At 61.1% G+C, this 26,671-nt stretch carries 19 protein-coding genes and 2 pseudogenes; 12 read left to right on the top strand and 9 right to left on the bottom strand.

Features of this window, described 5'->3' with window-relative positions:
- Nucleotides 1-144: 144 nt before the first annotated feature.
- Entirely contained in the window at nucleotides 145-804 is a 660-nt protein-coding gene (locus NKJ04_RS27655) for an aminotransferase class I/II-fold pyridoxal phosphate-dependent enzyme (RefSeq protein WP_352678394.1), read from the bottom strand.
- Nucleotides 805-1,212: 408 nt separating this feature from the next.
- Here NKJ04_RS27655 and NKJ04_RS27650 point away from each other — a divergent pair, with 408 nt between their 5' ends.
- Nucleotides 1,213-1,881 (top strand): GntR family transcriptional regulator, encoded by a 669-nt coding sequence (locus tag NKJ04_RS27650; RefSeq protein ID WP_032904552.1) that lies wholly within the window; start codon nucleotides 1,213-1,215, stop codon nucleotides 1,879-1,881.
- Between the two features lie 11 nt (nucleotides 1,882-1,892).
- Here the strand turns inward: NKJ04_RS27650 and NKJ04_RS27645 are convergent, their stop codons facing one another.
- The gene (locus NKJ04_RS27645) at nucleotides 1,893-2,645 is read right to left on the bottom strand and encodes an SDR family NAD(P)-dependent oxidoreductase (protein WP_286461381.1); all 753 of its coding nucleotides are present in this window, start codon (nucleotides 2,643-2,645) and stop codon (nucleotides 1,893-1,895) included.
- Between the two features lie 368 nt (nucleotides 2,646-3,013).
- Between NKJ04_RS27645 and NKJ04_RS33730 the strand changes: the two are divergent.
- The 7 genes and pseudogenes from NKJ04_RS33730 to NKJ04_RS27615 all read left to right on the top strand — a co-directional run.
- A pseudogene (locus NKJ04_RS33730) lies at nucleotides 3,014-3,518 on the top strand (ISNCY family transposase); the annotation flags it as partial.
- A gap of 474 nt (nucleotides 3,519-3,992) precedes the next feature.
- Nucleotides 3,993-5,063: a TMAO reductase system periplasmic protein TorT gene (torT, locus tag NKJ04_RS27640; RefSeq protein ID WP_023768625.1), complete on the top strand. Its 1,071-nt coding sequence runs from the start codon at nucleotides 3,993-3,995 to the stop codon at nucleotides 5,061-5,063.
- A gap of 74 nt (nucleotides 5,064-5,137) precedes the next feature.
- The gene (locus tag NKJ04_RS27635) at nucleotides 5,138-6,640 is read left to right on the top strand and encodes a sugar ABC transporter ATP-binding protein (protein WP_352678392.1); all 1,503 of its coding nucleotides are present in this window, start codon (nucleotides 5,138-5,140) and stop codon (nucleotides 6,638-6,640) included.
- Entirely contained in the window at nucleotides 6,637-7,611 is a 975-nt protein-coding gene (locus tag NKJ04_RS27630) for an ABC transporter permease (protein WP_352678390.1), read from the top strand. The genes NKJ04_RS27635 and NKJ04_RS27630 overlap by 4 nt, the downstream gene beginning before the upstream one ends.
- Nucleotides 7,604-8,593: an ABC transporter permease gene (locus tag NKJ04_RS27625; protein WP_352678388.1), complete on the top strand. Its 990-nt coding sequence runs from the start codon at nucleotides 7,604-7,606 to the stop codon at nucleotides 8,591-8,593. Before NKJ04_RS27630 ends, NKJ04_RS27625 begins: the two co-directional genes overlap by 8 nt.
- Before the next feature lie 17 nt (nucleotides 8,594-8,610).
- A complete protein-coding gene (locus tag NKJ04_RS27620; RefSeq protein ID WP_352678385.1) occupies nucleotides 8,611-10,671 on the top strand; it encodes a hydantoinase/oxoprolinase family protein in 2,061 nt (686 codons plus the stop codon).
- A gap of 32 nt (nucleotides 10,672-10,703) precedes the next feature.
- Nucleotides 10,704-12,497, top strand: coding sequence for a hydantoinase B/oxoprolinase family protein (locus tag NKJ04_RS27615; protein ID WP_352678383.1), 1,794 nt, complete (start codon nucleotides 10,704-10,706; stop codon nucleotides 12,495-12,497).
- 44 nt (nucleotides 12,498-12,541) lie between these two features.
- Here NKJ04_RS27615 and NKJ04_RS27610 read toward each other — a convergent pair whose 3' ends face one another.
- The 4 genes from NKJ04_RS27610 to NKJ04_RS27595 all read right to left on the bottom strand — a co-directional run bounded on the left by NKJ04_RS27610 (nucleotide 12,542) and on the right by NKJ04_RS27595 (nucleotide 16,459).
- Nucleotides 12,542-13,225 (bottom strand): GntR family transcriptional regulator, encoded by a 684-nt coding sequence (locus NKJ04_RS27610; RefSeq protein WP_023737066.1) that lies wholly within the window; start codon nucleotides 13,223-13,225, stop codon nucleotides 12,542-12,544.
- Between the two features lie 88 nt (nucleotides 13,226-13,313).
- Nucleotides 13,314-14,627 (bottom strand): aspartate aminotransferase family protein, encoded by a 1,314-nt coding sequence (locus NKJ04_RS27605; protein ID WP_023737065.1) that lies wholly within the window; start codon nucleotides 14,625-14,627, stop codon nucleotides 13,314-13,316.
- 36 nt (nucleotides 14,628-14,663) lie between these two features.
- On the bottom strand, nucleotides 14,664-15,644 hold the full coding sequence (locus tag NKJ04_RS27600; protein ID WP_352678379.1) for a transketolase family protein: 981 nt from the start codon (nucleotides 15,642-15,644) through the stop codon (nucleotides 14,664-14,666).
- On the bottom strand, nucleotides 15,641-16,459 hold the full coding sequence (locus NKJ04_RS27595) for a transketolase (RefSeq protein WP_352678376.1): 819 nt from the start codon (nucleotides 16,457-16,459) through the stop codon (nucleotides 15,641-15,643). Before NKJ04_RS27595 ends, NKJ04_RS27600 begins: the two co-directional genes overlap by 4 nt.
- Before the next feature lie 161 nt (nucleotides 16,460-16,620).
- On the opposite strand from NKJ04_RS27595, the gene NKJ04_RS27590 reads away from it, so the two are divergent.
- Both NKJ04_RS27590 and NKJ04_RS27585 read left to right on the top strand, forming a co-directional pair.
- The gene (locus tag NKJ04_RS27590) at nucleotides 16,621-18,000 is read left to right on the top strand and encodes an aminotransferase (RefSeq protein WP_352678373.1); all 1,380 of its coding nucleotides are present in this window, start codon (nucleotides 16,621-16,623) and stop codon (nucleotides 17,998-18,000) included.
- Nucleotides 18,001-18,124: 124 nt separating this feature from the next.
- Nucleotides 18,125-19,618, top strand: coding sequence for an NAD-dependent succinate-semialdehyde dehydrogenase (locus NKJ04_RS27585; RefSeq protein ID WP_352678372.1), 1,494 nt, complete (start codon nucleotides 18,125-18,127; stop codon nucleotides 19,616-19,618).
- A gap of 306 nt (nucleotides 19,619-19,924) precedes the next feature.
- Here NKJ04_RS27585 and NKJ04_RS27580 read toward each other — a convergent pair whose 3' ends face one another.
- Together NKJ04_RS27580 and NKJ04_RS27575 are read right to left on the bottom strand one after the other, a co-directional pair.
- Entirely contained in the window at nucleotides 19,925-20,116 is a 192-nt protein-coding gene (locus NKJ04_RS27580; RefSeq protein WP_352678370.1) for a hypothetical protein, read from the bottom strand.
- A 23-nt stretch (nucleotides 20,117-20,139) separates the two neighbouring features.
- Complete coding sequence (locus NKJ04_RS27575) at nucleotides 20,140-20,958, bottom strand: Fic family protein (protein WP_352678367.1); 819 nt, start codon at nucleotides 20,956-20,958, stop codon at nucleotides 20,140-20,142.
- 6 nt (nucleotides 20,959-20,964) lie between these two features.
- Between NKJ04_RS27575 and NKJ04_RS27570 the strand changes: the two genes are divergently transcribed.
- Nucleotides 20,965-21,123 (top strand): hypothetical protein, encoded by a 159-nt coding sequence (locus tag NKJ04_RS27570; RefSeq protein ID WP_352678365.1) that lies wholly within the window; start codon nucleotides 20,965-20,967, stop codon nucleotides 21,121-21,123.
- 909 nt (nucleotides 21,124-22,032) lie between these two features.
- Nucleotides 22,033-22,772 (top strand): annotated as a pseudogene (locus tag NKJ04_RS27565) (oxygen-independent coproporphyrinogen III oxidase); the annotation flags it as partial.
- An 814-nt stretch (nucleotides 22,773-23,586) separates the two neighbouring features.
- Here NKJ04_RS27565 and NKJ04_RS27560 read toward each other — a convergent pair.
- The gene (locus NKJ04_RS27560) at nucleotides 23,587-26,121 is read right to left on the bottom strand and encodes a two-component system VirA-like sensor kinase (protein ID WP_352678362.1); all 2,535 of its coding nucleotides are present in this window, start codon (nucleotides 26,119-26,121) and stop codon (nucleotides 23,587-23,589) included.
- Nucleotides 26,122-26,671: the final 550 nt, after the last annotated feature.

The raw sequence follows: 26,671 nt of genomic DNA, 5'->3' as shown, positions 1-26,671 counted from the left end.
CGGGTTACGGAACTGCTTTCCGATGACATTCGAAGATGCGATCGGGCGTCAGAACCGGATCGCGGACCGCCGCTTCCACCTCGGCGAGCCCGGCTGATATAATCAGGTCTGAGGCTGCGCGCCCTGTCGTTCCCAGCATTTACATTAGGCAGCCTTGCCAAGATTGTCCCGCAGCAGAACCTGCCTGAGCGCATCGACGAACGTCCGAATATCTGTCGTACTATGGGCAGGCGTAACCGTCACCCTGAACCGCTCGGTTCCCACCGGAACACTCGGCGCCAGAATTGGCTGAACGTATATTCCATGCTGATCTAGAAGCTGGCGGGACGCTTCCTTGCAACGGAATGGATCACCAATAAGCACAGGAATGATGTGGCTTCGGGTCGGCATGACGGGGATGCCCGCCTCTTTCAGCAATCCGACTAAAAGTTTCGTTTTCCGGTGCAGATCAATTCGTTCTGAATCTAAATCGCGAAGATGGCGCAGCGCTGCCAGCGCACCAGCCGCAAGCGCTGGCGCAAGCGCCGTGGTGAAAATGAAACCGATCGAGAAGCTTCGTATGCTGTCAACAATGGAGGCAGGTCCGGTCACATAACCCCCCATCGAGCCGAACGCCTTACCTAGCGTCCCTTCGATGAGGGTTGGACGATCCATGATGCCAAGTTCCGCGGCAATGCCGGCGCCTTTCGGACCGTACATTCCCGATACGCGTCTTGTCGCGCAACAGCCCTTGAAGCCCTTCGGCGGCGAAACGCTCTGCAAACGCCATACGCAGCTTTTGGACTTGCTGGCCTGCCGGATCATCTTGACGCTGCCGACGTCATCGTCGGTCCAGCCGGTTCGGAGTCGCCTCAGAATCGGAAATTTCTGCCCATCAGACTGGAAATTGACATGTAAGCTTCCCGGCTCCTCCAGATGTCATCATCTCTCGCACACCAACTCATGCCACGCAGATGAGATCGCGCCTTTTTCTGTCGTCACATTCCATTGTCAGAATCGGAAAAGAAGGGTCTCCTTGTTTTTATATGAAACAAAATTTCACAAATAATTATGAAAACGGACATGTTTGCTGCAGACAATTAACGTGCACGTACTTGTTTGCCGCTGAATAACAAAATATAGGCAGCGATTATAACTTATAAACGTAGTGAAACGCGTCAATCGACATTTCCGTAGAGCTGCAGCAGAGACGAGGGGAGTCCCATGGGCCCTATGAAGATGCAGCCCGAGGAGATGGGCAGCCTGTCCGCGCGGATTTACAGCAAGGTGCGGGATGGCTTGATCATAGGCAATTTCGCGCCGGGCGATCGTCTGCTTATGCAGGATCTTGCCGAGCAGCTCGGAACCAGCATTACGCCGGTGCGCGAAGCCTGTCTGCGGCTCGTCAGCGAGCAGGCGCTCGAGTTGCGCTCCGGCAGGTTCGCCGCGGTGCCAGACCTCAGCCGCGCCCGCTACATTCAGATCAAGCTGATCCGCGTGGCACTTGAAGGGCTTGCGGCAGAACACGCTGCCGACCATTTTGCCCCCGCCGATCTCGAACAGCTTGAGACCTTCCGCGCCTCATTTGTAGAGAGCCATAAGGCCGGTAATATCAAGGAAGCGCGATCCTCCAATCGCGCTTTCCACTTCGGCGTCTACCGCCTGTCGCGTATGCCGATGCTGATCGGACAGATCGAAAGCATGTGGGCTTCGATGGGTCCAATCCTTAACGTTTACGATCGGGAAATTCCGCGCGGGTACACCGGCGCGGAAGAACATGACCATCTCATCGAGGCCTTGAGGGCTGGCGACAGGAAGAGGGCCCGCGAGGCGATCGAGAACGACATCCAGCGAGGCTCACATGGTTTTCTGCGCTATTTCGACGAGCGCGGCTCCGGCTGAGCTGAATTGCCCTAAGCACCATCGATCTGCGCGACGCGCGGTGTGCGCAGGCCGGCTGTTTCCCCGCCGTCTACAGTCACCACCGTGCCGTTGACATAGCTCGATTGATTCGAAAGTAACCAAGCGACCACATCAGCGATCTCTTCAGGGGCACCGAAGCGGTTGGCAGGGATCCGCAGTTCGAGCTGCTTCTTGCGCAGTGCATCGCTTATGATGTTGCCCATCATGCGTGTTTCGATCTGGCCGGGGCAGACAGCGTTGAAGCGGATCTCCTCGCCGAACTCCAGCGCGAGCGCCTGCGTCAGCCCGATGACCGCGGCCTTTGAGGCGCAGTAGGCAGCGAGCCCTTCTTCGCCCGTCTTTCCGGCGATGCTGGCCATGTTGACGACTGAACCCCTCCCGAGCCGCAAGCCGTCCAGCGCATGACGGATGAAGAAAAAGACGCTGCGTGCATTAACCGCAAGGACCTCATCCCAATCGTCCTGGGTGGCGGTGGCGAAGGCAATGCGCTTCGACATGCCGGCATTGTTCACGAGCCCCGCGAGCCGGCCGTTGCCAAGTTCAAGCGCACGGTCGACGACACGGCGGCAATCGTCTTCACGGATGATGTCACCGGCAACGAACGTGACACCGTGATTGGCGCGTTCGAGCGCCGCGCCCGCTTCTGCATCTCGGCCGGTCGCCACCACTCTGGAACCGGCAGACGCAAGTTTCTCCACGCAGGCCCGCCCAATCCCGTGCGTGGCGCCTGTTACGATGATCATTCCAATTCACTCCATTACGTATTTGGCAACCGCACAGTTTGGGGGGCTCACTTTTGGGCCAATCCCCGCCCCATCAAATGATGACGAACAACGTTGTCGTCACCTAGGATCACTTGGATCAAGTTGTGACGCAGGTTAAAGCCGGTGGACTGGCCCAAGCGCCGGGCCGTCCGCCCAACGGCTAGATTGGCGATGCTGCGCATGTGGCCATGTCTTTCCTCGCGTGATGGGGTGTTCCCTAGAAGCGGAGCGATATGCGGGTGTGACGACCGATAAGGCGGACCGGCTATTCCGATAGGGACATCCATACTTGTCGCATGACCGACTCGTCATCCCCGCAAGGCCAGTAATGCCAGAAGTGCTGCACAATACGCCAGGAACGCACACCGACCAATCAGTGTTTCGACTGTTCGCCGCACACGGGATCGGCCTCTCAGCTGGCAAAACCATGTCGCAATGGCTGGACGTGCATCGCGATTTGCGAGCCTGGTGACGCGGGACTTGCGCCGGCACGCTATCAAGGGAACCGGCCGCGACGGCCTGCCGGCGGAGGCTGTGCTGCCCTGCCCTGCTCAAGCAGCACCACCCACTAAGCATCGGGAACCCGCGTTCCATTTAGAAGCCTCCACGTTGCGGGCCTATGCCCGGCTGCCGGGAGAATGAAGTCGCAAGACAACACCCGCAATCCGTGCGCCGACCTCTAGGAAGAACTCAGGCTGGCAAGCGCCAGACGAGAGAAGTTGGAAAGCGGCACGGTCGTGCGCGGGGAACCGTCATTTCAACAATCATCCGACCGCAGCGTGTTATGGCACGCTGCGGTGCGGTTCAGCGCGGCTGTTGCAGCACGCGAATGCACTGGGCACATCTCCTCCCTAAAGACCCTATGACGTTGGTCGATAGCGAAGTGTGGCTGCTGACCAATGGCTCTGTATTCGAAGGCCACGCTGATCGCTTTGACTTATTCGCCGGCGCTTGATGTCAGGCAACTCGATCGACAAGCCGCATACCGGTCGGTCGCGAGGAAGCCCACATCGCCGCGGCCAGTTGCATGGTTGCTGTCTCCGACCTCGTCTTTCGTCAAATGGATTGTGATCCCGGTCGAGGCAGCGAAACCGCGATTGAAGACACCTTCCCGGCTGAGCACCGGCTAATGAAAACCCTGTTGACTTATAACTTATAAGTAGTACGGTAGCACTGTGAAAATGAACAACGGCGCGGATGGCCCTGAAGGCGAACTCGCCTAGACGGTACTACGATCCGCCAGCAAGCCTCTGCTCCCAAGGCAGACCGCGGAGCCGGCGAAATCGCCGGCTCCGGACCCGGGAACACACGAAAATGGGGAATCACATGACCAAGAATCACGCTTTCCGATCCATCCTCGCGGCGGCTTTCGTCACCGGCGTGGCCGTCCTGCCCAACGCCGCCCAGGCCAAGGATTGGTGGCCCTTCAAGATCAACGCGGCCAAAGGCGGCGATCTGAAAAAAGTCGAGGCACTCGACTATGTGCCGCTGGAAAAGGCCGAGAAGCCTTGGAACCTGTGCGTCTTGTTTCCGCACCTCAAGGACAGCTACTGGGTCTCGGTCGACTACGGTATCGTTGAGGAAGCAAAGCGCCTGGGTGTCAAAGTGACGGTCCTGCAGGCTGGCGGCTATGACGCGCTGCCCAAGCAGCTGTCTCAATACGACGATTGCGTCGCATCGGGTGCCCAGGGCATCCTCGTCGCCGCCATCTCGGAAGCCGGCCTGGCGGCCAAGCTGAAGGAGGGCGACGCCAAGGGTCTTGTCCAGATCGCCGTCGCCAATCCCATCCTGGAAACTCCGATCACCGCGCGCATCACGCCCGATACCTACCAGAAGGGTTTTCAGGAGGGTGAGTACCTCAAGAAGTATCTCGGCGACAAAAAGACGACCGCAATCGGCCTGCCGGGTCCGCAGGGATCGGGTTGGGCGGAGAGCTATATGGCGGGCTTTCGCGACAGCATCAAAACCGGCAACATCAAGCTCGCGGCCGAGCTCTATGGTGAGCCCGGCGTTCCGCAAAGCCTGCGCCTCGTCGAGGACGCCCTGCAGACCTATCCGGATCTCAATGTCATCTGGGGCGGGGCTGCTGCGGCGGAAGCGGCCGTCAGCGCCGTCGCCGACGCTGGCCGCGACGATGTCGTGATCATGTCGTCTTACGAGAACCAGACGATGCTGAAGCTGGTCAAGGAAGGCAAGGTGCTTGGCTTTGCCGCCGAGTATCCGGTGATGATGGGCCGCATCAGCGTCGACCTCGCGGTGCGCGCCTTGGAAAAGAAGGACTATGAGAAGGTTCTGCTGGTCGCGCCGGGTATCGTGACCAAGGACAACGTCGACAAAATCGACCCGACGCAGATTTTCGCGCCCGATGGGTGGAAGCCTGAATTTTCGGTACAATAGTCGCATCTTCGATGGGCGGTAGACCTCGGCCTTGGCCTGCCGCCCGTTTTGCTTCGAGTTCGGTGGTGTCAGCGATGCTTGAACTTACGGGTATGACGAAGCGTTTCGGGGGGGTGGTGGCGCTTGACGGCGTCGATTTCACGCTGCTGAGCGGTGAGGTCCATGCCCTTCTCGGCGAAAACGGCGCCGGAAAGTCGACGCTCATCAATCTGATAGCGGGAACCTACGGCTGGACCGAAGGCTCTTGCCGTATCGACGGCCAAACCGTTTCCGCGCTGACCCCACAGAAATCCCGCGATGCCGGGGTGGCGGCTGTGTTCCAGGAATTCAGTCTTGTCCCCGACCTCACTGTCGAGGAGAACCTGTTTCTTGGACGCGAGATCAAGGGAAGGCTTTTCCTAAATCGGCGCGCGATGCGTGCCCGCGCGGAAGAACGCTTCCGCGACGTTGGCTTTCACGTCGAGCTGGACAGCAAGATCGAAACGCTGACCCGGGCGCAAAAGCAGATGGTCGAGATTGCCAAGGGCATGCTTTCGGATGCCAAGATACTCATCCTCGACGAACCGACCGCGTCGCTTACCGACGGTGAAGCGGAAAAACTGTTCGCCGCAATCGCGGGCCTCAAGGCGCGGGGCGTCGGCATCATCTATGTGTCGCATCGCATGGCCGAGATCCGTCGGCTCGCGGACCGTGTCACGGTCTTGCGAGGAGGGCGCAAGATCGACACAGTGGCCATCGCCGCGGCATCGGACGCGACCCTGATCGAGATGATGGTCGGCCAGCCGGTCGAACGACTTTATCCATCAATTAGCCAGCGCCCCGCCGAAATCGTGCTGGCGACCAGGGGGATCAGTGTCTCCGGCACCCTATCCGATGCCTCCATCGTGGTCAGAGCTGGCGAAATCGTCGGCCTGGCGGGCCTGGTTGGCTGCGGTCGTAGCGAACTTTGCCGAGCCGTATTCGGCCTGGAGCGTGTGACGTCCGGTGAGATCGAACTCCATGGCGAGGTGGTCAGAGCGCCAGTGCCGCACAGCATGTTGCGTGCTGGACTTTGTTACTACCCGGCCGATCGCGGCGCCGAGGGACTGGCGCTTGGCCGGCCAGGCCGCGAGAATGTGACCATGGCCGCGCTCGACGACCCGAGACTGTCCCAGGCCGGACTGCTCAAGTTCTGGCGCGAGCGCCGGGCGATAGCCGCGCCGTTGAAGACACTGGGTCTACGACCGATGGCGCCGGAACGCGCGGCGTCGTCGTTTTCGGGAGGAAACCAGCAGAAACTCGTGCTGGCGCGCGGTCTGATGCGTCCTGTCTCGGTCCATATTTTCGATGAACCGACGGTCGGCATCGACGTGGGCGCTAAAAGCGAGGTCTACAGGCTTATGAAAAGCCTGGTCGAGAATGGCGCGGCTATTCTGCTGTCATCGTCCGAACTGCCAGAGCTCGTTCACCTGGCCAACCGCGTCTATGTCATGCGCGAAGGGCGCATAGTCGCCGAACTCAAAGCCGACGGCATCACCGAGGCCACTGTGCTGCGTCACTATTTCGACGCCGATACCGGCGCCACGGAGGCAGCATGAGCCCTGACACGCTGCGGCGCCGTTTTCTGGAAACCGGCGGGATCGTCATCCTGCTTCTGGTCGCGGTCGCGGCCGCGGCCGCGATCGTCGAACCGCGTTTTCTGAACCGCCTGAACATCCTCAACGTCCTGCGCAATTTCTCCTTCCTGGCGGTTCCGGCGATCGGTCAGATGATCGTCATGACCACGGGCGGTTTTGATCTGTCGGTCGGCGCCACCATGGCCTTGGCGTCCGTGGTCACGGCCGCGGCAATGGCCGCGATGCCCGATGCGCATGGGCTCCAGCTGCTGGTGCCGGTGGCGCTGGCCTTGGCCAGCGGCGCCTGTGTTGGCCTGGTAAACGGCACGCTGGTGGCGCGGCTTTCCCTATCACCTTTCATGGTGACATTGGCGTCGTTGTCGATCGTCGCGGGAATTACGCTCTATTACACGCAGGGCATCCCGATCTATGGCGTTTCCGACGCCTTCGTCGATGCCATCGGGCGAGGGCAGGTGCCTGGCCTGCCGCCGGCCTTGCTGCTGGCGATCGCGGTGATCGCCATCGCCATCATTCTGCAGCGTCGGACCGCGCTCGGGCGCCACTTCTACGCCGTCGGCGGCAATGTCGGTGCCGCCCGGCTGTCGGGAGTGCGCACACACCGTGTGTTGATTACCGCCTATGTGCTCTCCGGTCTCCTGGCCGCGCTCACCGGCGTGCTGATCACCGCCCGTATCGGTTCCGGCCAGTCGACGATCGGCGGGACGCTCGGACTGGAGACGATCGCCGCAGCGGTGATCGGCGGCGTTTCATTGCGCGGCGGCTCAGGCCGCGCCGAGAACGTCGCCATGGCGGCGCTGTGCCTGGCGATCATTGCCAATGCGATGAACCTCACGCAGATCGACAGCAAGTTCCAGACGCTGGTGCTGGGTTCGGTGCTCATCGGCGCACTGGCTTTCGACCGAATTGTTCAGGGGAGGCGGGCCAATGTCTGATCGCCCAGACATGGCGGCTCCGGTTGTTCTTGACCGCGCTCGCCCGGACATCCGCCAGTTCGCGTCGCAGGCCAAGCTGCCGGGGCTCGTATTCCTGGCCCTGCTGGGTCTCGGTCTGCTCGACCCGCGCATTGTTTCAAGCGGCAATCTCTGGAACATCGCGATCCAGACGAGTTATCTCGCACTGTTTGCCATGGCGCAGACCATGGTGCTGCTGACGCGCGGCTTCGACCTGTCGCTTGGCTTTACCGTCTCGCTCGTCAGCGTCATATCGGCGATGGTGATGACCGGAAGCGGCGATATGCCCATCCTGTGGGGGATCGCCGCTGGCCTTGGCGTCGGGCTGCTGATCGGCGGGCTGAACGGCGTCCTCATCGCCGGTATCGGCATCAATCCACTGGTGACGACGCTTGGCATGGCCAACATTGTCATGGCACTGGCGTCAACCGTCAGCGGCGGCTTTCCCGTGCCGGGCGTTCCCGAAGCCTTTACGGACGCCTTGGCGGAGGGACGGCTGATCGGCATTCCGGTGCCCATCCTGTTCGCCGCGCTGTGTTTCGCACTGCTGTTCCTGGTCCTGCGCTTCACCGTGTTCGGCCGCGGCCTGTATCTCATCGGCGCCAACCCTCGCGCGGCGAAGGCGGCGGGCGTTCGCACCGGACGCGTCGTTGCGATCGACTACGTGGTCTGCTCGCTGCTGGCCGCGATTGGCGCCATGCTGCTCACCGCGCGCACCGGATCGGGCGAGCCCAATCTCGGCGGCAACCTGACCCTGGAATCGATAGCGGCGGCGGTGGTCGGTGGCGTGCGCCTCACCGGCGGAGAGGGAGGCGTCACCGCGGCTCTGCTCGGTGCCCTGTTCATCACGGTCATTTCCAACGCCATGAACCTCATGCAGGTCGACGGGTATCTCCAGCAGGTTTTGTTGGGCCTCATCATTCTGGCCAGCCTGATACTGGGCCGCGATCACAAGAAACGCTAACAGCTTCGGACCTATAAATGGCTTATCAAGTCTGCATCGATATCGGCGGAACGTTCACCGATTGCCTGGTTTCCGAGCCCGGTGGGAAAATCTCGATCTTCAAATCGCCCACCACGCCCGGCGAATTCGAGAAGGGATTCATCAACGTGCTGCACGTGGCGGCGGCCGGATACGGGCTCGATCCCGCGACGTTCATGACCAAGATCGACTTGATCGTACACGGCTCGACCGTCTCGACCAATGCGCTGGTCGAGCGCAAGACCGTCAAGGTCGGATTGATCCTCAACGAAGGACATCAGGACATCCTCGTCCTGCGCGAGGGGCCGCGCAAGGGCGCCTTCCAGTGGCGGCTCGACTATCCCGAGCCCTATGTCCCGCGCCACCTGACGAAGACGGCGCGGGGCCGCGTCGATGCGCGCGGGCGGGAGCTCACGCCTCTGTCGAGATCCGATGTCGAGGCGGCGATAGCCGACTTCCGGCGCTATGGGGTCGAAGCGATAGCGGTCGGTCTGCTTTGGTCGGTCGTCAATCCCATCCATGAAACAACGGTGCGCGATATCATCGCGCAGGCATGGCCGGAGATCCCGGTCACGCTTAGCCATGAAGTCAATCCGATGTCGCGCGAGTACAAGCGCATCATCGCGGCCGCTATCGACGCGTCGATCAATCCGATCGTGCGCACCTACATCGAGGACTTGCGGCAAGCACTTTCGCAGGCGGGTTTCCAGGGCGAGCTGCTGCTCGCCAACTGCGTCGGTGGAATGATGCCTCCCGCCGAGATGCTGCGGCGGCCAATCTACAGCGTCATGTCGGGGCCGACGCTGGCGCCGATGGCCGCGCTGGCGCTGAGCGACGAAGCCAACGTCATCGTCGGTGACATGGGCGGCACCACCTTCGACGTCTCGGCTTTGCGTGACCACCAGATCATCGTCACCCCGGACAGCATGATCCACGACGACTCGCTGGGGATCGCGAAAGTCGATGTGAGATCGGTTGGCGCCGGCGGCGGGTCGATTGCCTGGGTCGACGATGGCGGCCTGCTTCGTGTCGGGCCGCAAAGCGCTGGCGCGCGGCCGGGGCCGGCATGCTACGGAGCGGGCGGCACCGCGCCGACGGTCACCGACGCCAATGTCGTGCTCGGCATCATTGACCCGGATTATTTTCTCGGCGGCCGGATCAAGATCAGCCGCGATCTGGCCGAGAAAGCGGTCGCGAGCATCGCGACGCGGCTCGGCATCCCGTTGCTCGACGCGGCTTACGCCATCCAGACCACCAGCAACCACAACATGGTCGGGGCCATCGAGGAAATCACCATTCGCGAGGGCATAAACCCACGCGACAGTTTCTTTGTCTGCGGCGGCGGTGCGACCGCCATCCACATCGCCGAGATGGCCGACATATTGGGCTTGAAACGCTACATGATCCCGCGCTTCATGGCTGGGTTGAGCGCGTTCGGCGGGTTGATCTCTGATATCACGCGCGAGGAAAGCGCGGTTTTTCTAACCTCGACCCGGCGCTTCGACGCCGCCGGCGTCTCCGACATCCTGGCGCGGTTGAAGGTGTCGGGCGAAGCATTCCTCGAACAGGCCGGTGTTGAGCCAGATCTCCGGCGTTTCGAGTTCTCCTTTCTTGGTCGCTACGAATACCAATCCTGGGAGATCGAGGTCCATTTCGAAGCCAACGAGGCGCGTCTCGACGCGGCGAAACTGCCAGGTCTCGTCGAAGCGTTCCATCAGATGCACGAACGCATTTATTCAATCAGATCCGACCGCGACGTCGTCGAATTCACCAACTGGAAGCTGCGCGCGGTGGGCAAGCGGGCTAATCAGGACGCCTGGAGGGACTTCAGGCTAGCCGACCAGGCGACGGCGCCGGTCGCCAAGACCCATCGGCCAGCTTATTTGCACGAAACCCGGCGGACGAGCTCTCTGCCTGTCTACGACATGGACCAGCTGGGCGCGGGGGCGGCGCTTGATGGGCCATGCCTGGTGGAGGCGACGACGTTCACCGCCTTCCTCAAGGACGGACACCGCGGGCGCGTCGACCCGCAAGGCAACATTGTCGTGACAGTCGATTGAGACTCAAACCTTCCCGAACAAGGCATCGTAAAATGAATTCACCTGTCATTCGCCTGGAGACGCCAACGCGCCGCGTCGATCCGTTCCTGATGTCGGTTCTCAAAAGCCGGTTCGAGGCGGTGGTGCGGGAAATGACGCTGGTCGTGATGCGGGCCAGCCGCTCAGCGGTGATCAAGAACGCCCGCGACCTGAGCTGTGCGATCCTGACCTATGATCACCGCCTCGTTTCCACCGAGGACGCGCTGCCGATCCACGTCATGTCGATGGATCTGGCGACCCGTCCGATAACGGAGTTGTTCGACGATATCGCCGACGGCGACATCTTCCTCAACAACTGCCCATACACTGGCGGCACCCATCATGCCGACCTGATCATGGCGATGCCGATCTTTTTCGACGGCAAGCCGCTGTTCTGGGCCGTGGCGCTTTCCCATCACGCCGATACTGGCGCGCCGACACCTTCGACCTATCTGCCATTTGCCAAGAACGTTTATGAGGAAGGGATCCACTTTCCCTGCGTGCGTGTGGTCGAACAGCACCGGGAGAAGCAGGACATCCTGCGCATCGGCATGATGCGCAACCGTGTTCCAGACATCTGGCTGGGCGACGTGCGAGCCCAGATCGGCGCCTGCAGGACCGGTCGACGCCGTCTGTTGGAGCTGCTTGAAAAATACGGCCGCGACACGCTGCTGGATTTCGTCGAGGACTGGTTCGACTACGGTGCGCGTCGCGCCATGGCCGAGATCGCCAAATTGCCGAAGGGCAAGTTCTCCTACGAGGTCCGCCATGACCCGGTCCCCGGCGTGGCGGAGGAGGGGATCCCGGTCCGGATCACCATCGATGTCGACCCTGAAGCCGGCGAGATCACGGTCGACGTGCGTGACAACATGGATAACGTCCCTGGCGGTCTCAACCTGTCGGAAAACACCTGCACGGGCTCGTGCCGCATTGGCGTCTTCAACAATCTCGACGACGGCATCCCGCACAACGAGGGCGCCAAGAGCCGGATCAAGGTGTTGATGCGGGAGGGAAGCGTGGTTGGCAAACCCCGCTACCCCGTAGGCACCTCGGTGGCGACCACCAATGTCAACGACCGGTTGATCATCGCCGGCAATTGCGTGTTCTCGACGATGGGAGAACCCTATGGCCAGGCCGAGAGCGGCTCGCACCTGCCGGCGGGGATCGGGGTGATTTCGGGCAAGGATCCGTTCAAGGACGGGCAGCCCTACGTCAACCAGGTCTTCATTGGCTACGCCGGCGGCGGCGCGCGTCACGGCTATGACGGCTGGTTGACATATTGCGGGCCGGCGAATGGCGGCCTGATCGCGCTGGATTCCGTGGAGGTGGACGAATCCATGTATCCCATCATCATTGAATCGCGCGGCGTGGTGGCGGATACCCAAGGCATTGGCGAGTTCGAGGGCGCTCCCGCGGTGGGCGGTGTCTTCTATCCCGTCGACCACGAGATGACACTGGTCTACTCGGCCGATGGCACAACCTTTCCGCCGCGTGGCGTGCTGGGCGGCGGTGACGCCAAAGCAAGTCGCAGTGCCAAGCGCGGCACGAATGGCAAGCTGGTGGAATTGCCGGCCTTCCATGAGGAGGCGTGCCGCGCCGGCGAGCGCATCGAGTTCGTTGCCTGTGGCGGCGGCGGCTACGGCGACCCGACCAAGCGCGATGTCCGCCGTGTCGCGGCCAGCGTTGGCCGCGGCTGGCTAACAAGCGAAGCGGCTCGCAAGTCCTACAAGGTTGCCCTGGTGCTGGACGCCGAGCAGGGCGTCTGGGTCGTCGACCAGGATGCCACCGCGCGCCTTCGGGCGGCCTGAGCCAGCGCGAAGAGAGGTCGCCAGCAAATGACCGGCGGCTTCGATCACGCCCGCTTGGCGGCCGCGTCCTGCTCGTCGAAATACCGCAACAGGTTCATGCCACCGCGCACGATGTCGCGTTCGATCGCCTTGCGCGCCACCTTCTTGTTGCGGGTCCGGAACGCTTCGATCAGCGTCTCGTGCTCCTCCGCGCCGATGTAATCGTTCTCGGCCTGCAGATAATACACGTTAAGGATAGGGCCCATCGAGACCCACAGGCTTTCGATCTGGGCGATCAGCATATCCATCTTGGACAGGCGGTAGACCCCGAAGTGGAATTCACGATTGGCGCGACGGGCGCGGTCAGCATCGCCGGACGTTTCGCCGGCCACGAAATCGCGATGGATCTCGACCAGTTTTGCAATGTCCTTCTCCGAAACATGCTCAACGGCGAGTTCGGCCGCCAGTCCCTCGAGCGCGATGCGAATGAGCCGGACCTGCCAGTAACGCGACCGGGTCAGCTCTGGAACCGTGATGAACCGCCCTGACCGCAGTTCCAGCGCCTGCTCGCTGACGAGCCTGAAACAGGCCTCGCGCACAGGCGTGACGCTGGTGCCCAGCCGTTGCGCCAGATCCTGCATCAACAGTCTTTCGCCGGGCCGGAAATTGCCGGCGATCAGGGCTTCGCGCAGCGAGATATAAGTCCTCGCCGACAGACTGCCTTGCTCGATTGGCTGCATCGTGCTCATGGTCCACCGCTGCAATCTTGGCCGCACCGAATCGACAACGGATAGTGCGAGACGCTCTTATATCCTATAAGTCCGTTGCGAAACATGGCTAGGAGCTGGCGGGTTTCCCAGCGGAGAGCTTGCGCAGGATTGTCTCGATGATATCCAGCGATTTCTCGACTGTCGCCCGGTCATGGCTCCCTGACAGGTAGAGACGCTTGAGCGGAAGCGGCTGGCCGATCAGCCGGTTCGCCACCATCTCTCTGCGGAATGCAAGATCGAAAACATCGTCGTTGCCCAGCAAGTCCTGGTAGTCGCGGTAAGGACCGCTGAGGAAATAGATCAGCCAGACCGAGCCAAACCCGGCGCTCTGCGCGGGCAGGCCGAGGCGATCGATAATGCCATCCAGCTGCGTGCGCATGAAAGCGCCGAGGGCAAACAGGCGGTCGTAGAAGCCTGGTTTCGACAGCTCCTCGATCGTCGCCTGCATGGCGGCGAGCGTCGACGGCGTGCCGTTGAAAGTACCGCCCATGAACACGGATCCTTCCCCGGTCCGGCCGACGAGCGCCATGAGATCGCGACGACCGGCCACCACGCCAACGGGATAGCCTGAGGAGGCCGCCTTGCCGAAGGTCGCGAGATCAGGCGTGACGTCGGCGATCGACTGATAGCCGCCGAGCGCGTGGCGAAAGCCGGTGATGACCTCGTCGAAGATCAGCACGACACCATGATCGCTGGTCAGGCGACGCAGCTCGCGCAGGAAAACATCCGTCGCGATCACCGACCCCATATTGTGAGCGATTGGCTCGATGATGATCGCCGCGACATCGCCTGGATTGGCTTTGAGATAATCCTCGACGGCGCCGGCATCGTTGTAAGGCAGCACGATGGTGTGACGGGCGGCATCCTCGAGGATGCCAGCACTGATGGGATCGTACTTGCCGATCGCCTGCGCGTGCGACTGTACGTTCATGGCGACATAGTCGTGCCAGCCATGATAGCCGCCTTGGAACTTGATGATGCGCTTGCGACCGGTGGCGGCACGGGCAAGGCGCAGGGCATGATAGGTCGCCTCCGATCCGGAATTGCAGAAGGCGACGAGATCCGCGCAAGGGATGCAGTCGACCAGCGCCTCCGCCACCTCGATCTCCAGCCGCATCGTTCCCGCGCCGACAAGATCGATGTCCTGGGAGACCGCAGCGATGCGTTCACGCACCGCCGGATGACAGTGGCCAAGCACATTGGCGCCGAAGCCGCAGTGGAAGTCGGTGTACTGGTGTCCATCGACGTCGTAGAGAAACGCACCCTGCGCCCGGGCAAATACATGCGGCGCGCCGAGCCTGCGGCTCGGGCTGAGCAATCCGCCCGGCATCACCGCACCGGCGCGCTCAATGAGTCGGGCGGTGTTATTCTGATCGGTCATCGGAATGTCCGTGCATGGCTATGGTTGTCCGCCGGCTCAGCCGAGGGCTTCAAGAACGGTGGCCTCGATTCCCGCCGCGTCCAGCCGGTAGTGCTTGTAGAGATGCGTTGGCGGCGCAACCAGGCTGTATTCGTCGCGGATGCCATGGCGTATCAACCGTGCCGGGCTGCCCGCCTCCGCCAGGATTTCCGCCACGGCGCCGCCCAGACCGCCCAGGATATTGTGTTCCTCGATGGTTAGAATGAAGCGGGAGTGAGCCGCGGCCGAGAGCACTGCCTTCGTATCCATTGGCTTCACCGTATGCATGTCGATCAGTCCGACGGATTTGCCCCCCGCGCGCAGCGCGCGGTAAGCCTCCCTTGAGGGATGGACCATCGAGCCACAGGCGATGATGGTCAGGTCCGATCCTTCGCCGTGAACGATCGCCTTGCCGAACTGGAAGTCGACGCCGTCGTCTTCATAGACCAGCGGTTCCTGGCCGCGGCCAATGCGGAAGTAGATTGGCTGGGCATGATTGACAGACGCCTTGACGGCGGCCGCCAGTTGCGGGCCGTCAGCCGGCGCGACGACCGTGAGGTCGGCGATGCTTCGCATGATGGCAAGATCTTCCGTCGCATGGTGGGAGGTGCCGTAGAAGCCGAGTGAAATACCGGCATGATGACCGATCAGCCGCACCGGCAGCGCCGAATAGGCGACGTCGGTTCTGATCTGTTCGCAGCACAGCAGCGCCAGGAAAGAAGCGAATGTAGCGACGAACGGCATGGCGCCGGTGCTGGCCATGCCGGCAGCAGCCGAAACCATGTTCTGCTCGGAAATGCCAAATTGCGTGAAGCGTTCGGGAAAGCGTTGCGCGAACCGCACCAGCCCGTTGGAATATTGAAGGTCGGCCGTGCCGGCCACGACCGGATAACCGTCTTCGACCAGATCAATGAGCGCGTTGGCCAGGTAACTCAGGCCAGGCGCGCGCGCGTTGATCTGGCGGTACTGCCAGGAGTTGGTATCGATCGGGCCGTTCATTGTGTTTTGCCTCCACGCTTGATCTCTTCGGCGGCCAAGGCCTCGTCCGATGGCGCGAGATAGCCCAGATGCCATCCGGGTTCGGTTTCCATGTAACCAACGCCCTTGCCTTTGGAGGTCTTGGCAATGATGCAGACGGGCCGGGTGCGGTCTGCCTCGGCCTTCAACTGTCGCAGCAGCGTCGCGAGAGCGACGACGTCGTGCCCATCGACCTCGTGCACCTGCCAGCCGAACGCCGCCCATTTGTCGGCCAACGGTTCGATGCCGATGATGTCGTCGACCTGACCGTCGAGCTGGTACCCGTTGCGATCGACGACGGCGATCAGATTGCCGGCCCTATGATGGGCGGCAGACAGCGCCGCTTCCCAGACCTGGCCCTCCTGCATCTCACCGTCACCGAGCAGGACATAGACATCGAAGCGCCGGTTTGCCGCACGGGCGCCGAGCACCATACCGAGGCCGCCGGACAAGGCATGACCGATCGAGCCGGAGCTGAAATCGACGCCGGGCACCTTGCGCATGTCGGGATGATCGCCAAGCGGATTGCCGAGCCGGGTGTAGCCATCGAGGACGTCCTTGGAGAAGAAGCCCCAGTCGACCAGCAGCGGGTAAAGGCCGACCGCGGCATGTCCCTTGCCCATCAGGAAGCGGTCGCGATCCGGCCATTGCGGCTCGCCGCGCCTCAGCCGCATCGCATCATAGTAGAGCGTGGCGAATATTTCCGCGCAGGAGAACACCGACGAATAATGCCCAACCTTGGCGATCTGGATGAGGCGCAGCGTCTCGAGCCGGACGAACTCTGCCCTGTCGCGCAACAGGGCGATCCGCTCCGCGTCGGGGGGCAGGGCGTTGTTTGAAGGAGTGGGCGGGTTGGCCATTGGACGTCACTCTCGGGATCATTTTTTCTCGACAACTTATAAGTTATAAGATATTCCTCGCCGAAGCAACCGCCTATCTGGTCGCAAGGAGAATTTTGATGAACAACGAATCGCGCGTGCTGGACATGGCCAGGCACTTTCATTCCCAAACCGATCCACGCCTGCATGAGGATCATGGTCCGTTGACAATCGTGGCCGGCGAAGGCGCGACCGTCACGGATGACGCGGGCAACCGCTACATCGAGGGCATGGGCGGACTCTGGTGCGCCTCGCTTGGCTTCAGCGACAGCCGGCTGGCTGTCGCTGCTGACCGCCAGATGCGCAAGCTCGCCGTCTACCACACCTTCAACCACCGCTCGAACGAGCCCACCGTCGAACTCGTCGAGCAGCTTACCGCGTTGGCGCCGTTCGACCACGCGCGCGTCTTTCTGGTCGGCTCCGGTTCGGAAGCCAATGATACGATGATCAAGCTCGCCTGGTATTACCAGGCCGCGCGGGGGCGCCCGGAGAAACGCAAGATCATCAGCAGGTTTGGCGCCTTCCACGGCAGTACGATCATGGGCGCGGCGCTGAGTGGCCTGCCGCATATGCACAAGTCCTTCAACCTGCCGCCGCTTCCCGTCATATTCGCGGCGCGGCCTTTTCACTATCTCGACGGTCTGCCGGCCGAGGCGGAGCATGACTACGCCACGCGCCTGGCCCAGGAACTCGAGGCCCTGATCCTGGCGGAGGGGCCAGAGACGATCGCCGCGATGATCGCCGAGCCGATCATGGGCGCCGGCGGCGTGCTGGTGCCACCGGAGGATTATTTTCCAAAGGTTAAGGCGGTGCTGCGCAAATACGACATCCTCATGCTGTCCGACGAAGTGGTCTGCGGCTTCGGACGCACCGGAAATTGGTTCGGCAGCCAGACTTTTGGCATGGAACCGGACATGCTGTCGGTCGCCAAGGGGCTTTCATCCGGTCATCTGCCCATTGGCGGCGTCATTATCTCCGACAAGGTCTACCAGTGCGTCGCCGATGAGGCCCACAAGGTCGGCGTGTTCGGCCACGGTTTCACCTATTCCGGCCATCCGGTGACAGCCGCCGTCGCCGCCGAGGCGATCAGGATCTACCGCGAGATCGATCTCGTGAGCCAGGCGCGCCGTCTCGGCGATTATCTGCATGCGGCGCTCGCGGACGCGCTCAACGACCATACACTGGTCGGCGAGGTCCGCGGCCGCGGTTTTATAGCGGGGATCCAGATCGTCGAGGATCGCGCCACCCGTCGCGCCTTTGCGCCGGAGCTGCGAATTGGCACCGATGTCGAGCGGCGGTGCCGCGAGCACGGAGTCATGATCCGCAACATGGGCGACGTGCTGGCAATCTGCCCGCCCTACGTCATCGCCCCTAAAGAGATCGATTACATGGTTGATGGCATTCGCGCGGCTCTTGATGAGACCGCGGCGGCCCATGCGCGGACTGACCAGTCGGCATGAACCCCGCCCGGCGACGCGGCGAGACATCGCTGGAGGGGCCGGCCGCGCGAAAGGCGCTTGGGCAAGCGCGAGCCGCAGCCAGCATACAGGATCCTGATTGTCTTATCCGAACGGAGGCCAGACCATGCTTCAGAAAACCAGCCATTTCATGCGGCAGGCCAATCTCATCAACGGCGAGTGGGTGCAGGCCGACAGCGGACTGAGGGTCGACGTCAACAACCCGGCCACCGGTCTCAAGATCGGCACCGTGCCGAAGTCGGGCAAGGCCGAGACCCGCCGCGCCATCGAAGCCGCCGCAGAAGCTTTCAAGACCTGGCGCAAGACGACCGCGCTCGAGCGCTCGAAGCTGCTGCGCAAGCTGCATGACGCGATGATGGACAATCAGGACGTGTTGGCCGAACTGCTCACCATCGAGCAGGGCAAGTCGCTGTTCGAATCGAAGGGCGAGATCGGCTCGGCCGCGGCCTATATTCTCTGGTTCGCCGAGGAAGGCCGCCGCACCTATGGCGACGTGGTGCCGTCACCCTGGGCGGATCGCCGCATTCTGGTGACCAAGGAGCCGGTCGGCGTCATCGCCGCGATCACGCCGTGGAATTTCCCGTCCTCGATGCTGGCCCGCAAGCTCGGTCCCGCACTTGCCGCCGGTTGCACCGCGGTCGTCAAGCCGGCCTCGCAGACGCCATATTCGGGCCTTGCCTGGGGGGCGCTTGCCGAGGAGGTCGGCTTTCCCAAGGGCGTCGTCAACATCCTGACCGGTTCGGCAAGCGAGATCGGCGACGAGATCTGCGCCAATCCGCTGGTGTCGAAGATCACCTTCACCGGATCGACCGAAGTCGGCAAGCTTCTCATCCAGAAGTCGTCGGTCAACGTCAAGAAAGTGTCGATGGAGCTCGGTGGCAACGCGCCGTTCATTGTCTTCGATGACGCCGACCTCGAGCGTGCCGTCGCCGGCGCGATCACCGCCAAGTATCGCAATTCCGGTCAGACCTGCGTTTGCACCAACCGCTTCCTGGTTCAATCTGGCGTCTATGACAAATTCGTCGAGAAGCTCGCTGCCGCCAGCAACGGGCTGAAGGTCGGCTCCGGGCTCGAGGACGGCGTGCAGCAGGGGCCGCTGATCGACGAGAAGGCGGTCGAGAAGGTCGAAGAGCTGATTGCCGATGCGACGTCCAAGGGTGGCAAGGTTGTCGCCGGCGGCAAACGCCATGCGCTCGGCGGCTCGTTCTTCCAGCCGACCGTCATTGCCAACGCGACACCCAAGATGCGCTTCATGAAGGAAGAGATTTTTGGCCCGATCGCCCCGGTGTTCAGGTTCGAGACCGAAGAAGAGGCAATCGCGCTCGCCAACGACACTGAGTTCGGCCTCGCCTGCTATTTCTACACCGGTGATCTCGGCCGCGCCTTCCGCGTGATGGAAGGACTGAAATACGGCATGGTCGGGGTCAATGAAGGCCTCATCACCACGCCGGAGGCACCGTTTGGCGGCGTCAAGGAATCCGGCCTCGGCAAGGAAGGCGGACATCAGGGCATCGAGGATTACCTCGATACCAAATATGTCTGCATCGGCGGCCTCGGCTCTAGTGCGCCGGCTTTTCCCGTGTCTCAGAACGCGGAATGACGAACCCGCCGGTGATCCGGTGGAAAATCTTTCCGGTTCCGAGGAGAAGTGACCTAAGATCGTGAGCGCCCTATGCTCTTACGTTTCCGGAAAAAGCTTCCGGAAACAGCGCGTCCAGAGCGTCCGCCGGAAAGCGTAGGGACACTGGGCCCTTTGGCGTTTCCGACGCCAATAGTCCGAGCGCGATTACGTCATTGAACACTCGACGCGCCGTACGTTCGGGTAGTCCGCTAATACGGGATGCCTCGCCGCGGTCAAACTCACCGCGCGTGAGCGCTTCCTCCACGAGGCGGCCGGCTTCGGGCTTCAGACCACTGCGCTCCACATGCCGATACAGCCGCTTGGCCAACGTGTCGAGATCGAACGTCCGGTCATGAAGCTCACCTGATCGATACACACCTGCAGGAACCATAAGGTAAAATCGCCGAGTGCGCGTTCGGAGAGGTTGCCACGTCCGTCGAGATCACCCTGGCGGGGCATATCGGCATGATCCATCATGCTCTTGTAATCCGTTCGGCTTTTCACGCCACGTGCCAAGCCTCGTGAGATCGACCACAGCCCGTGCGCGGCGATCCCGGCCTGAGGGCCATGGCGTGGCTCATCAATCGGCTGACGCGTCCGTTGCCGTCCGGAAACGGGTGAATGTAGTTGAAGCGGTGATGCGCGGCAGGAATGGTCAGGATGCGTCCGGCCTTGCCCAGCTTATCGAAGCGATAACGCATGGCAAAGTATTGCATGAAATCGTTGACGCGATCGCTCGAAGGCGGTTCATGCCGGCCGATGGCGACATCATGCTCTGGCTTCGATCGCCACTCACCTGGCGCCGTGACGAACTCACGGCCGGCACCCTTGATGGTCAGCATGGGCGCTTCGGCATCGCGATAGAATTCCGCGTGCAGCCATCGAAGAAAACCTACCGATGCCGGTTCCGGCAACTGCCCATCGGCAGCCACGCGGTCGATCTCGGCTTGCAGGCGAACGTGCGCGGCCGCCTCGAGCTGCAGATTGCGGCGGTTCTCGTCTCGATCGAAATTTCCGACCAGCGCCCGTTCGATGTCGCGCGGGCGCGTATCGTGGCCTTCGATCAGGTTGCTGTAGTAGGTGTTCATGATGCGCACGAGATGGGCGAGGTTGGCTGCGGTACGCGAGTGCAGGCTTTTGCCCAAAACAGCCGACGTCGCCGACAGCTCTACCAGCGCATCCGAGATAGTTTCGGATACATCGGGTAGGCGTGCCGGTTCGATGCGCTGTACGCTCTCTTCCATATTGGCCGATCTTGGGTTCCGCCAAATTGCGGACTTGCGGGCCTCGGCACTGCCACCGCTGCCAGGCTTGGACACAAATCGATGCTGCCGATGATGATCATGGCCGATGTTCGGCAGGCCTATCGTACTGACAACTATGCACAAACCGTAATTGGGGGAGCCATCTGGCCGATGCTTTGGCCGATCTATGACGATCGGCCGGACTCAGGCAGGTTCGAGGTGGAAAACAGGCAGCTTTAAACATGGTTCTGCCTCGGCCAGCGCAAGATTCGCCTGGAGCTTCGCTTATGCTGTGTGAGCTTGTTCTCTCTCGCCCGAATTCCCCATGGATGGCCCAAAAGCAGGCGATCCATTTGTCATTTTTAAGTGCGTCGGACTGCCAGTTGATCGCGTTCTGACCCGACTGGGAGTTCAAGTTTGACCTGAAACTGACCGGGTGCTGGATGGCAGGCTTCATCCCCACCGGTCTGATATGAAACAACGTCCGGCCCCGAAGGCTAGGCTGCAATCTCGTATGGCTTCTATGCGCCGTTCTCTTGGAGCGTGTTGCGGGCTTGCTCTGCCCAACCTCGGAGCTCAACGCTTCACGGCGTTAGGATGAGCGTTCGAAGCGCAGGATTACTGCCGACACTGCTCTTCTTGTTCGCATTGGGGAGTTCCCGTTGGAAGCTTCCATCTTGCCGACTGCTGAGTTTGGAGTGGCCGTAGCTGTGAAATCGAAAAGAAGCCCATAGGCAACGTTTGCCGCGACGCTACTGAGAGCTGGTCACCGGGAGAGCCGAAGGTAGAACGAAGTTGTCTCGTTGAGCTTGTATGTGGCGCCAGCATAGAAGGCCCAGTTCCCACCCCAAGGCTTATACAAACCGCCACCGTTAGCGCCGATCGCGTTCATGGCCTCGTCCTTTTGGCAGAGATCACCACGGTCGCTAGCTGGCGAGCAAAGTCCGTCCCAGCGCTGCATTATCTCGTCGGATCCGGCAAGCTGGCAGAATTTCCCAGGCGGAGCTGACGGGGAGGGATGGTGGGAACAAAACGGTGCGCGTGAGGTCTCGGCGGGAACAGCCAAGACATCTAAGCGGAACGGACTGGCATAACGCAAAGACACAGGCGAGCTCAGCGGCAAGGTGGTTTGTTATCACCATGGGACGCCTGCCGCGTCAAACGGTGGTGTCGTGGGTCGAGACAGCGAGGGCAGCGGTCGCCATGCGCCCCGACCGGCTTGCCTTGTTCGGCTACTCGCATATCCCATCCCAAATAAAGAACCAGCGCCTCATCGAGGCGGAATTTCTTCCCCACAGCGCTGCCCGCGCTGAACAGCATGCGGCTGTCGCGGTGACGCTGGTTGCCGCCGGCTACCGAGAGATCGGGCTCGACCATTTCGCCTTGCCGCACGACGAGCTCGCGCTGGCACAGGAAACAGGTCGCCTGCGACGTAACTCGTTGGGCTACTCTGCCGATACCTGCAGAACCCTGATCTGTTTCGGCGCGTCGGCTATCGGCCGCATCGGCCAGGGGTACGTTCAAAACGAAGTTACACGGGATTTCTACATCCGGCACATCGCAGCTGCCGACTGGCGACATCGAAGGGCCATCGCCTCACAGACGACGACCGCGTGCGAGCCGCAATCATCGAGCGATTATTGTGCGATTTCGAGGCTGACGTGCCGGCAATCTGTGTCGCCCACGGATCTGATCCGATCCGTCTTCGCGGTTCAGATGAGCGTTTGGCGATGCTGGCCAAGGACGGAATAGTGGACTTCGAAAACGGTTTTGTCCGCGTACGGCGGGAGCATCGCTTTGGGATTCGCGCTGTCGCTGCCGCATTCGATGCTTTTAGGGATGGCCTTACGTATCCCGCAGGTGAGGGCAAGCAGACACACGGAAGCTAACACAGGGGGTATCTTTTGCCGGAGAGAACGAGCTGCCATCGTGCGGTGCCCGGTTAGTAGTGAAGCGCCGTAAAATGTCGACATAGGCGTTGGTGAACTGGACCGAACGACGAGAACAGCCTATCCAGTGTGTTGTCGGCAGTTAGTTCGAAAGTCCTGCTACACCCGATCCGATGCCTCTCAACGCCGAGGCCGCACCTCCGTGCCGAAGCCGGCCTTCCCAATGGTGGGTCGAGCCGTCGCTTACCCCGTGCTTGCCTCACAGATCCGCGACCGAGAACCCAGCCTCATGCTCCCGCCCTGCCGGGGCCTAGGTCAATCTAGCATGAAAGGAACACGTCGGAACCTTGGATATCGCTTGCCCGGCCGGGCGGCGATAGCCTTGTCGGGGCAGCGAGGAGCCGTAGCCGATGATGAACGCACAGGAGAAGTCTGGCGTGAATGGGGCGATGATTGTCAAGCTTTGCTCTCGAGTCATTTCGTCAACCATCTTGCGTGACCGATTGGCGACCATCTCCTCGTCCCGACCTTATATTACCCGTCGCCTGTGGCCGCCAGCGCGCAGTGACTTGTCAAGGATGGAGGCCCGCAGACCTCATCGCGCGGCGACTTGTCCTTGACGGTCACGAGCACGGCGGCAGGTTTGCCGTGGTCGGGGAGCCTTCCTTGAGCGGAAGCCGACGACAGTGTTCGAGGGGAACTCGCCATGAGCCGGGTGCGCAGAGATCGTCCGACGCTCTTGTATTTGCCGGATCCCGGCCGGCTCCGCCTCCGACTGCCTCGGTAGCTCGGTATCCTGAGCGCGTCGGCGGCATCATGCCATTATCATCCTACGAATTGCATGCTCCATCGTCCTGGACGAGACCGGTTTGGCTAGCCAAAGGACGAAGGTCTGATTACCAGATGTGATCGGCATGTGGTCGCTTCCACCAACGACGATGATGGGCACCGTCATCAGGGTGGTACGTACGGCTTCGGGCTGTCCTGGCCCGAGGAAAGTCGCTTTATCGAAAATTAGGAGGTCGGCTGCCTTCCCGCTCTCGATCCAGTCGCAAAGACTCTCGAAGGTCGCGAAGCCGACCGGCTTATAACCCAGCGCGGCGATCTTATCCTTGTAGATCTCCAACGCTGCTGGATCGGGGTCAACGACTGCAATGATTTCTCCGTTGCCAAGTGATCCATCGCATGGGCCGAAAGCGCTATCAGCTCTGACCTGCTCCTCAGCGCAGGCCGGTAAGTAGAGATCGAAGCGTGTACCTCGGCCAACAGCCGAGGTGACGTCAAGGCATCCTGCGAGCGCGCTCACATGGCGGTCCACTGCAGCAAGACCCAGTCCGGTCCCGCCGACGCGAGAGCGCGTGGTAAAAAAGGGCTCAAAGATATGCGGAAGCACCGAACTTGCGATTCCTTGGCCATCGTCGCTGATGGAGAGGAGAACGTAATCTCCCGGTTTCAAGGTGCCCTTAGCCACGGGCTTCGTTTGACAGACGTGAGCGCGAGAAACGCTAATCTCGACACGGCCCTGATTCAAGAGAGCCTCCGACGCGTTCTTGCATAGATTCATAAGGATCTGCTGTATCTCGGTCGGGCTGCCCTCGATCACCGTTTGCCACTCGTTGATCTTGAAGTTCAACTGAACATCCGCACGAAGTGTAACCCGCAGCAATGGCGCGAGATCCATTACACTCTCCGAGACGTCGAAAGGCATCGTCACGCGCTTCCGATTTCGGCTTAGTGACAAAATTTGATCAATAATCAGTTTGGCTCGGTTGCTGGCCAAGATAATTTGGCCGATGTGGCCCCGAATTCTCGAGGGGCGACGCACAAGACCTTTAGCCATCTCTGCGTAGCCGACTATTGCTCCTAGAACATTATTGAATTCATGTGTAACGCCGCTTGCGATTGTGCCGACAGCCGTCAGCCTTTCCGCATGCTCCCATCGACTCTCAAAAAGGTTACGTTCCGTGTGTACACGTTGCATTTCAAGATGGTTGCCTAAACGCACAGTAGCGCTCGCCAGAACCAGGAGGTCGTCTGTGGAGGGTGGTGAGCGATCTCCTTCAAAAACAAGGATACAAACCGCAGCCTGCTGATCGGAGGCCCTGCAACCAACAATTTGACAAACACCGGTAGTGCCTACGGCAGTCCGAACCACTTCCGACGCCGGAACGACGCGAAACACTGGCTGTTCCGGGTGTACAAGTGAGACGACTTCATGGATTAGCGTGGCGTTCCAGACGCGCATGCGCTTGTTCGCGACAAAGTACTCGGTATTCCTGCTGATACTCGGATCCACCAGAGCAAGCGCGCATTGATCGGCATCGAAAACGCATTGAATGAGTCTAAGCGCTGCTTCGGTGGAGAAGCGCCGCGAAGCCTTCGTTGCTTGACTGTCGATGAAACAAGCTTCGATCTCACTCATCGCCGCTTCAAGCTCTAACCGCCTTTCCAACCGGTTCGTCCGCACATGCAGCGTGGAGGCTCGAATGGTCGCAAACAAGCAGAGGCATATGGACACCAAGCCAAAGAAAAGTCGTGTACGCTGCGCTTGCGCGCTGGCGAAGCTGTAGGCTTTCAGATGTTCTCGCTCCAATTCGGCAGCCTTGGCGAACGTGTCGAAGGATGGGATCCGATTGACAGCGCGGTCCAACCTCAACATTGAGGACAGGATAGCGCGGCCCTCGCGGGCAACATCCTCCGTGACTTGGTCCTGGCTAGGAGGAAGTCGGCGGAGAGACTGATCGATTTGTAATGCGAGGCTGAATCCCGGTCTGGCCGAAAATTGAAGGATCAGATTGGAAAATTCAGGCCTGTTCGACACTCCCCCCCGAAGGCGATTAGCCGAGCGAGCAAAGCGTACGAGAGAGCTTTGCAGAAGCTCATTTTGCGCGGCCGAGGCCGAGATGGCAGCTTCTGTGTTTCCGAGGGAATTTTTGAGCTGTGCAACCAACCTGGAGTGCACCCCGGAGCTCTCATTGGGCGAAATCTCAACAAGGCGTTGGTAGTTTTGAAGGTTCCTTTTTAATGCTTGCCCGGTAGAAGCAACGGAACGGAAGTCCAATACCATGTCGGCGCGGGCGACGTCTCGCTGGAGCAATGCGTAGTTGATCTGAATCGTCCGCAGTTCGCTTAGGACCGCCTCGTTGATCTGGGGGTCTTGCCACTGTATCGCGACCAAGAGCGCGACCGAGGCCACTAGGGCCATTACAGAAGCTTTGTCGGTACTGAGCCATTTTTCCCAAACGAACGGCGTTTGATCCGCGGTGCGTGCCTTGCGAAGATCCGATTTGAATTCTAGCTCCCCATCGCGTCGGTGTGCGGCCGGATGCTGCTGGAACAGGAAAGCCAAGTGTACCTCTCCCCTCAAATAGGCGGTGTAGACGCCGTTGCACTCTGCCCCCATGGCCCGCTGACCTTCCATTGATTCGCGGGCGTTTCGACCTCGACGGCGAGGCGGCAGCACAAGGCGGGCAACTGATCGCAGTTTTCGGAACTGGTCTTCCGAGAGATCATCGAAGGGGCATACAAGCGCACGCCTGCAGCAGCCGAGGATGATACCGGCCGGTCAAACGCAACTGGCGAGGGCCGGATCTGCTGTTGGCTGGCAGCTAACACTGGCGGGGCGGCGGCCTCGACTCCGGCGTGCCTAGAGCCGGCTGCTGCGAAAGCGTCCGACACGCTTCCCTTGGGGTCATCCCGTCCAGCGGGCATCCTTGGATCGCTGAAAAAAGACGAGGCGGCTTGATGATCCTGCCCTCGCTGAAGCACCTCGCGAAACCCTTGTTCCAGTCGCAGAAGCTCCTCTGGACCGGTAGGCGGCTCGTCAGCTCGACCATCGAACAGCGGCCGGAGCGCCTCGGACACGTGCTGCTCAAAGCCCACTCGCCGGGCCTGGACCG

The organism is Mesorhizobium sp. M0618, from assembly GCF_040320765.1.
GTDB lineage: Bacteria > Pseudomonadota > Alphaproteobacteria > Rhizobiales > Rhizobiaceae > Mesorhizobium.
This window is presented reverse-complemented; position numbering and strand designations above follow the sequence as displayed.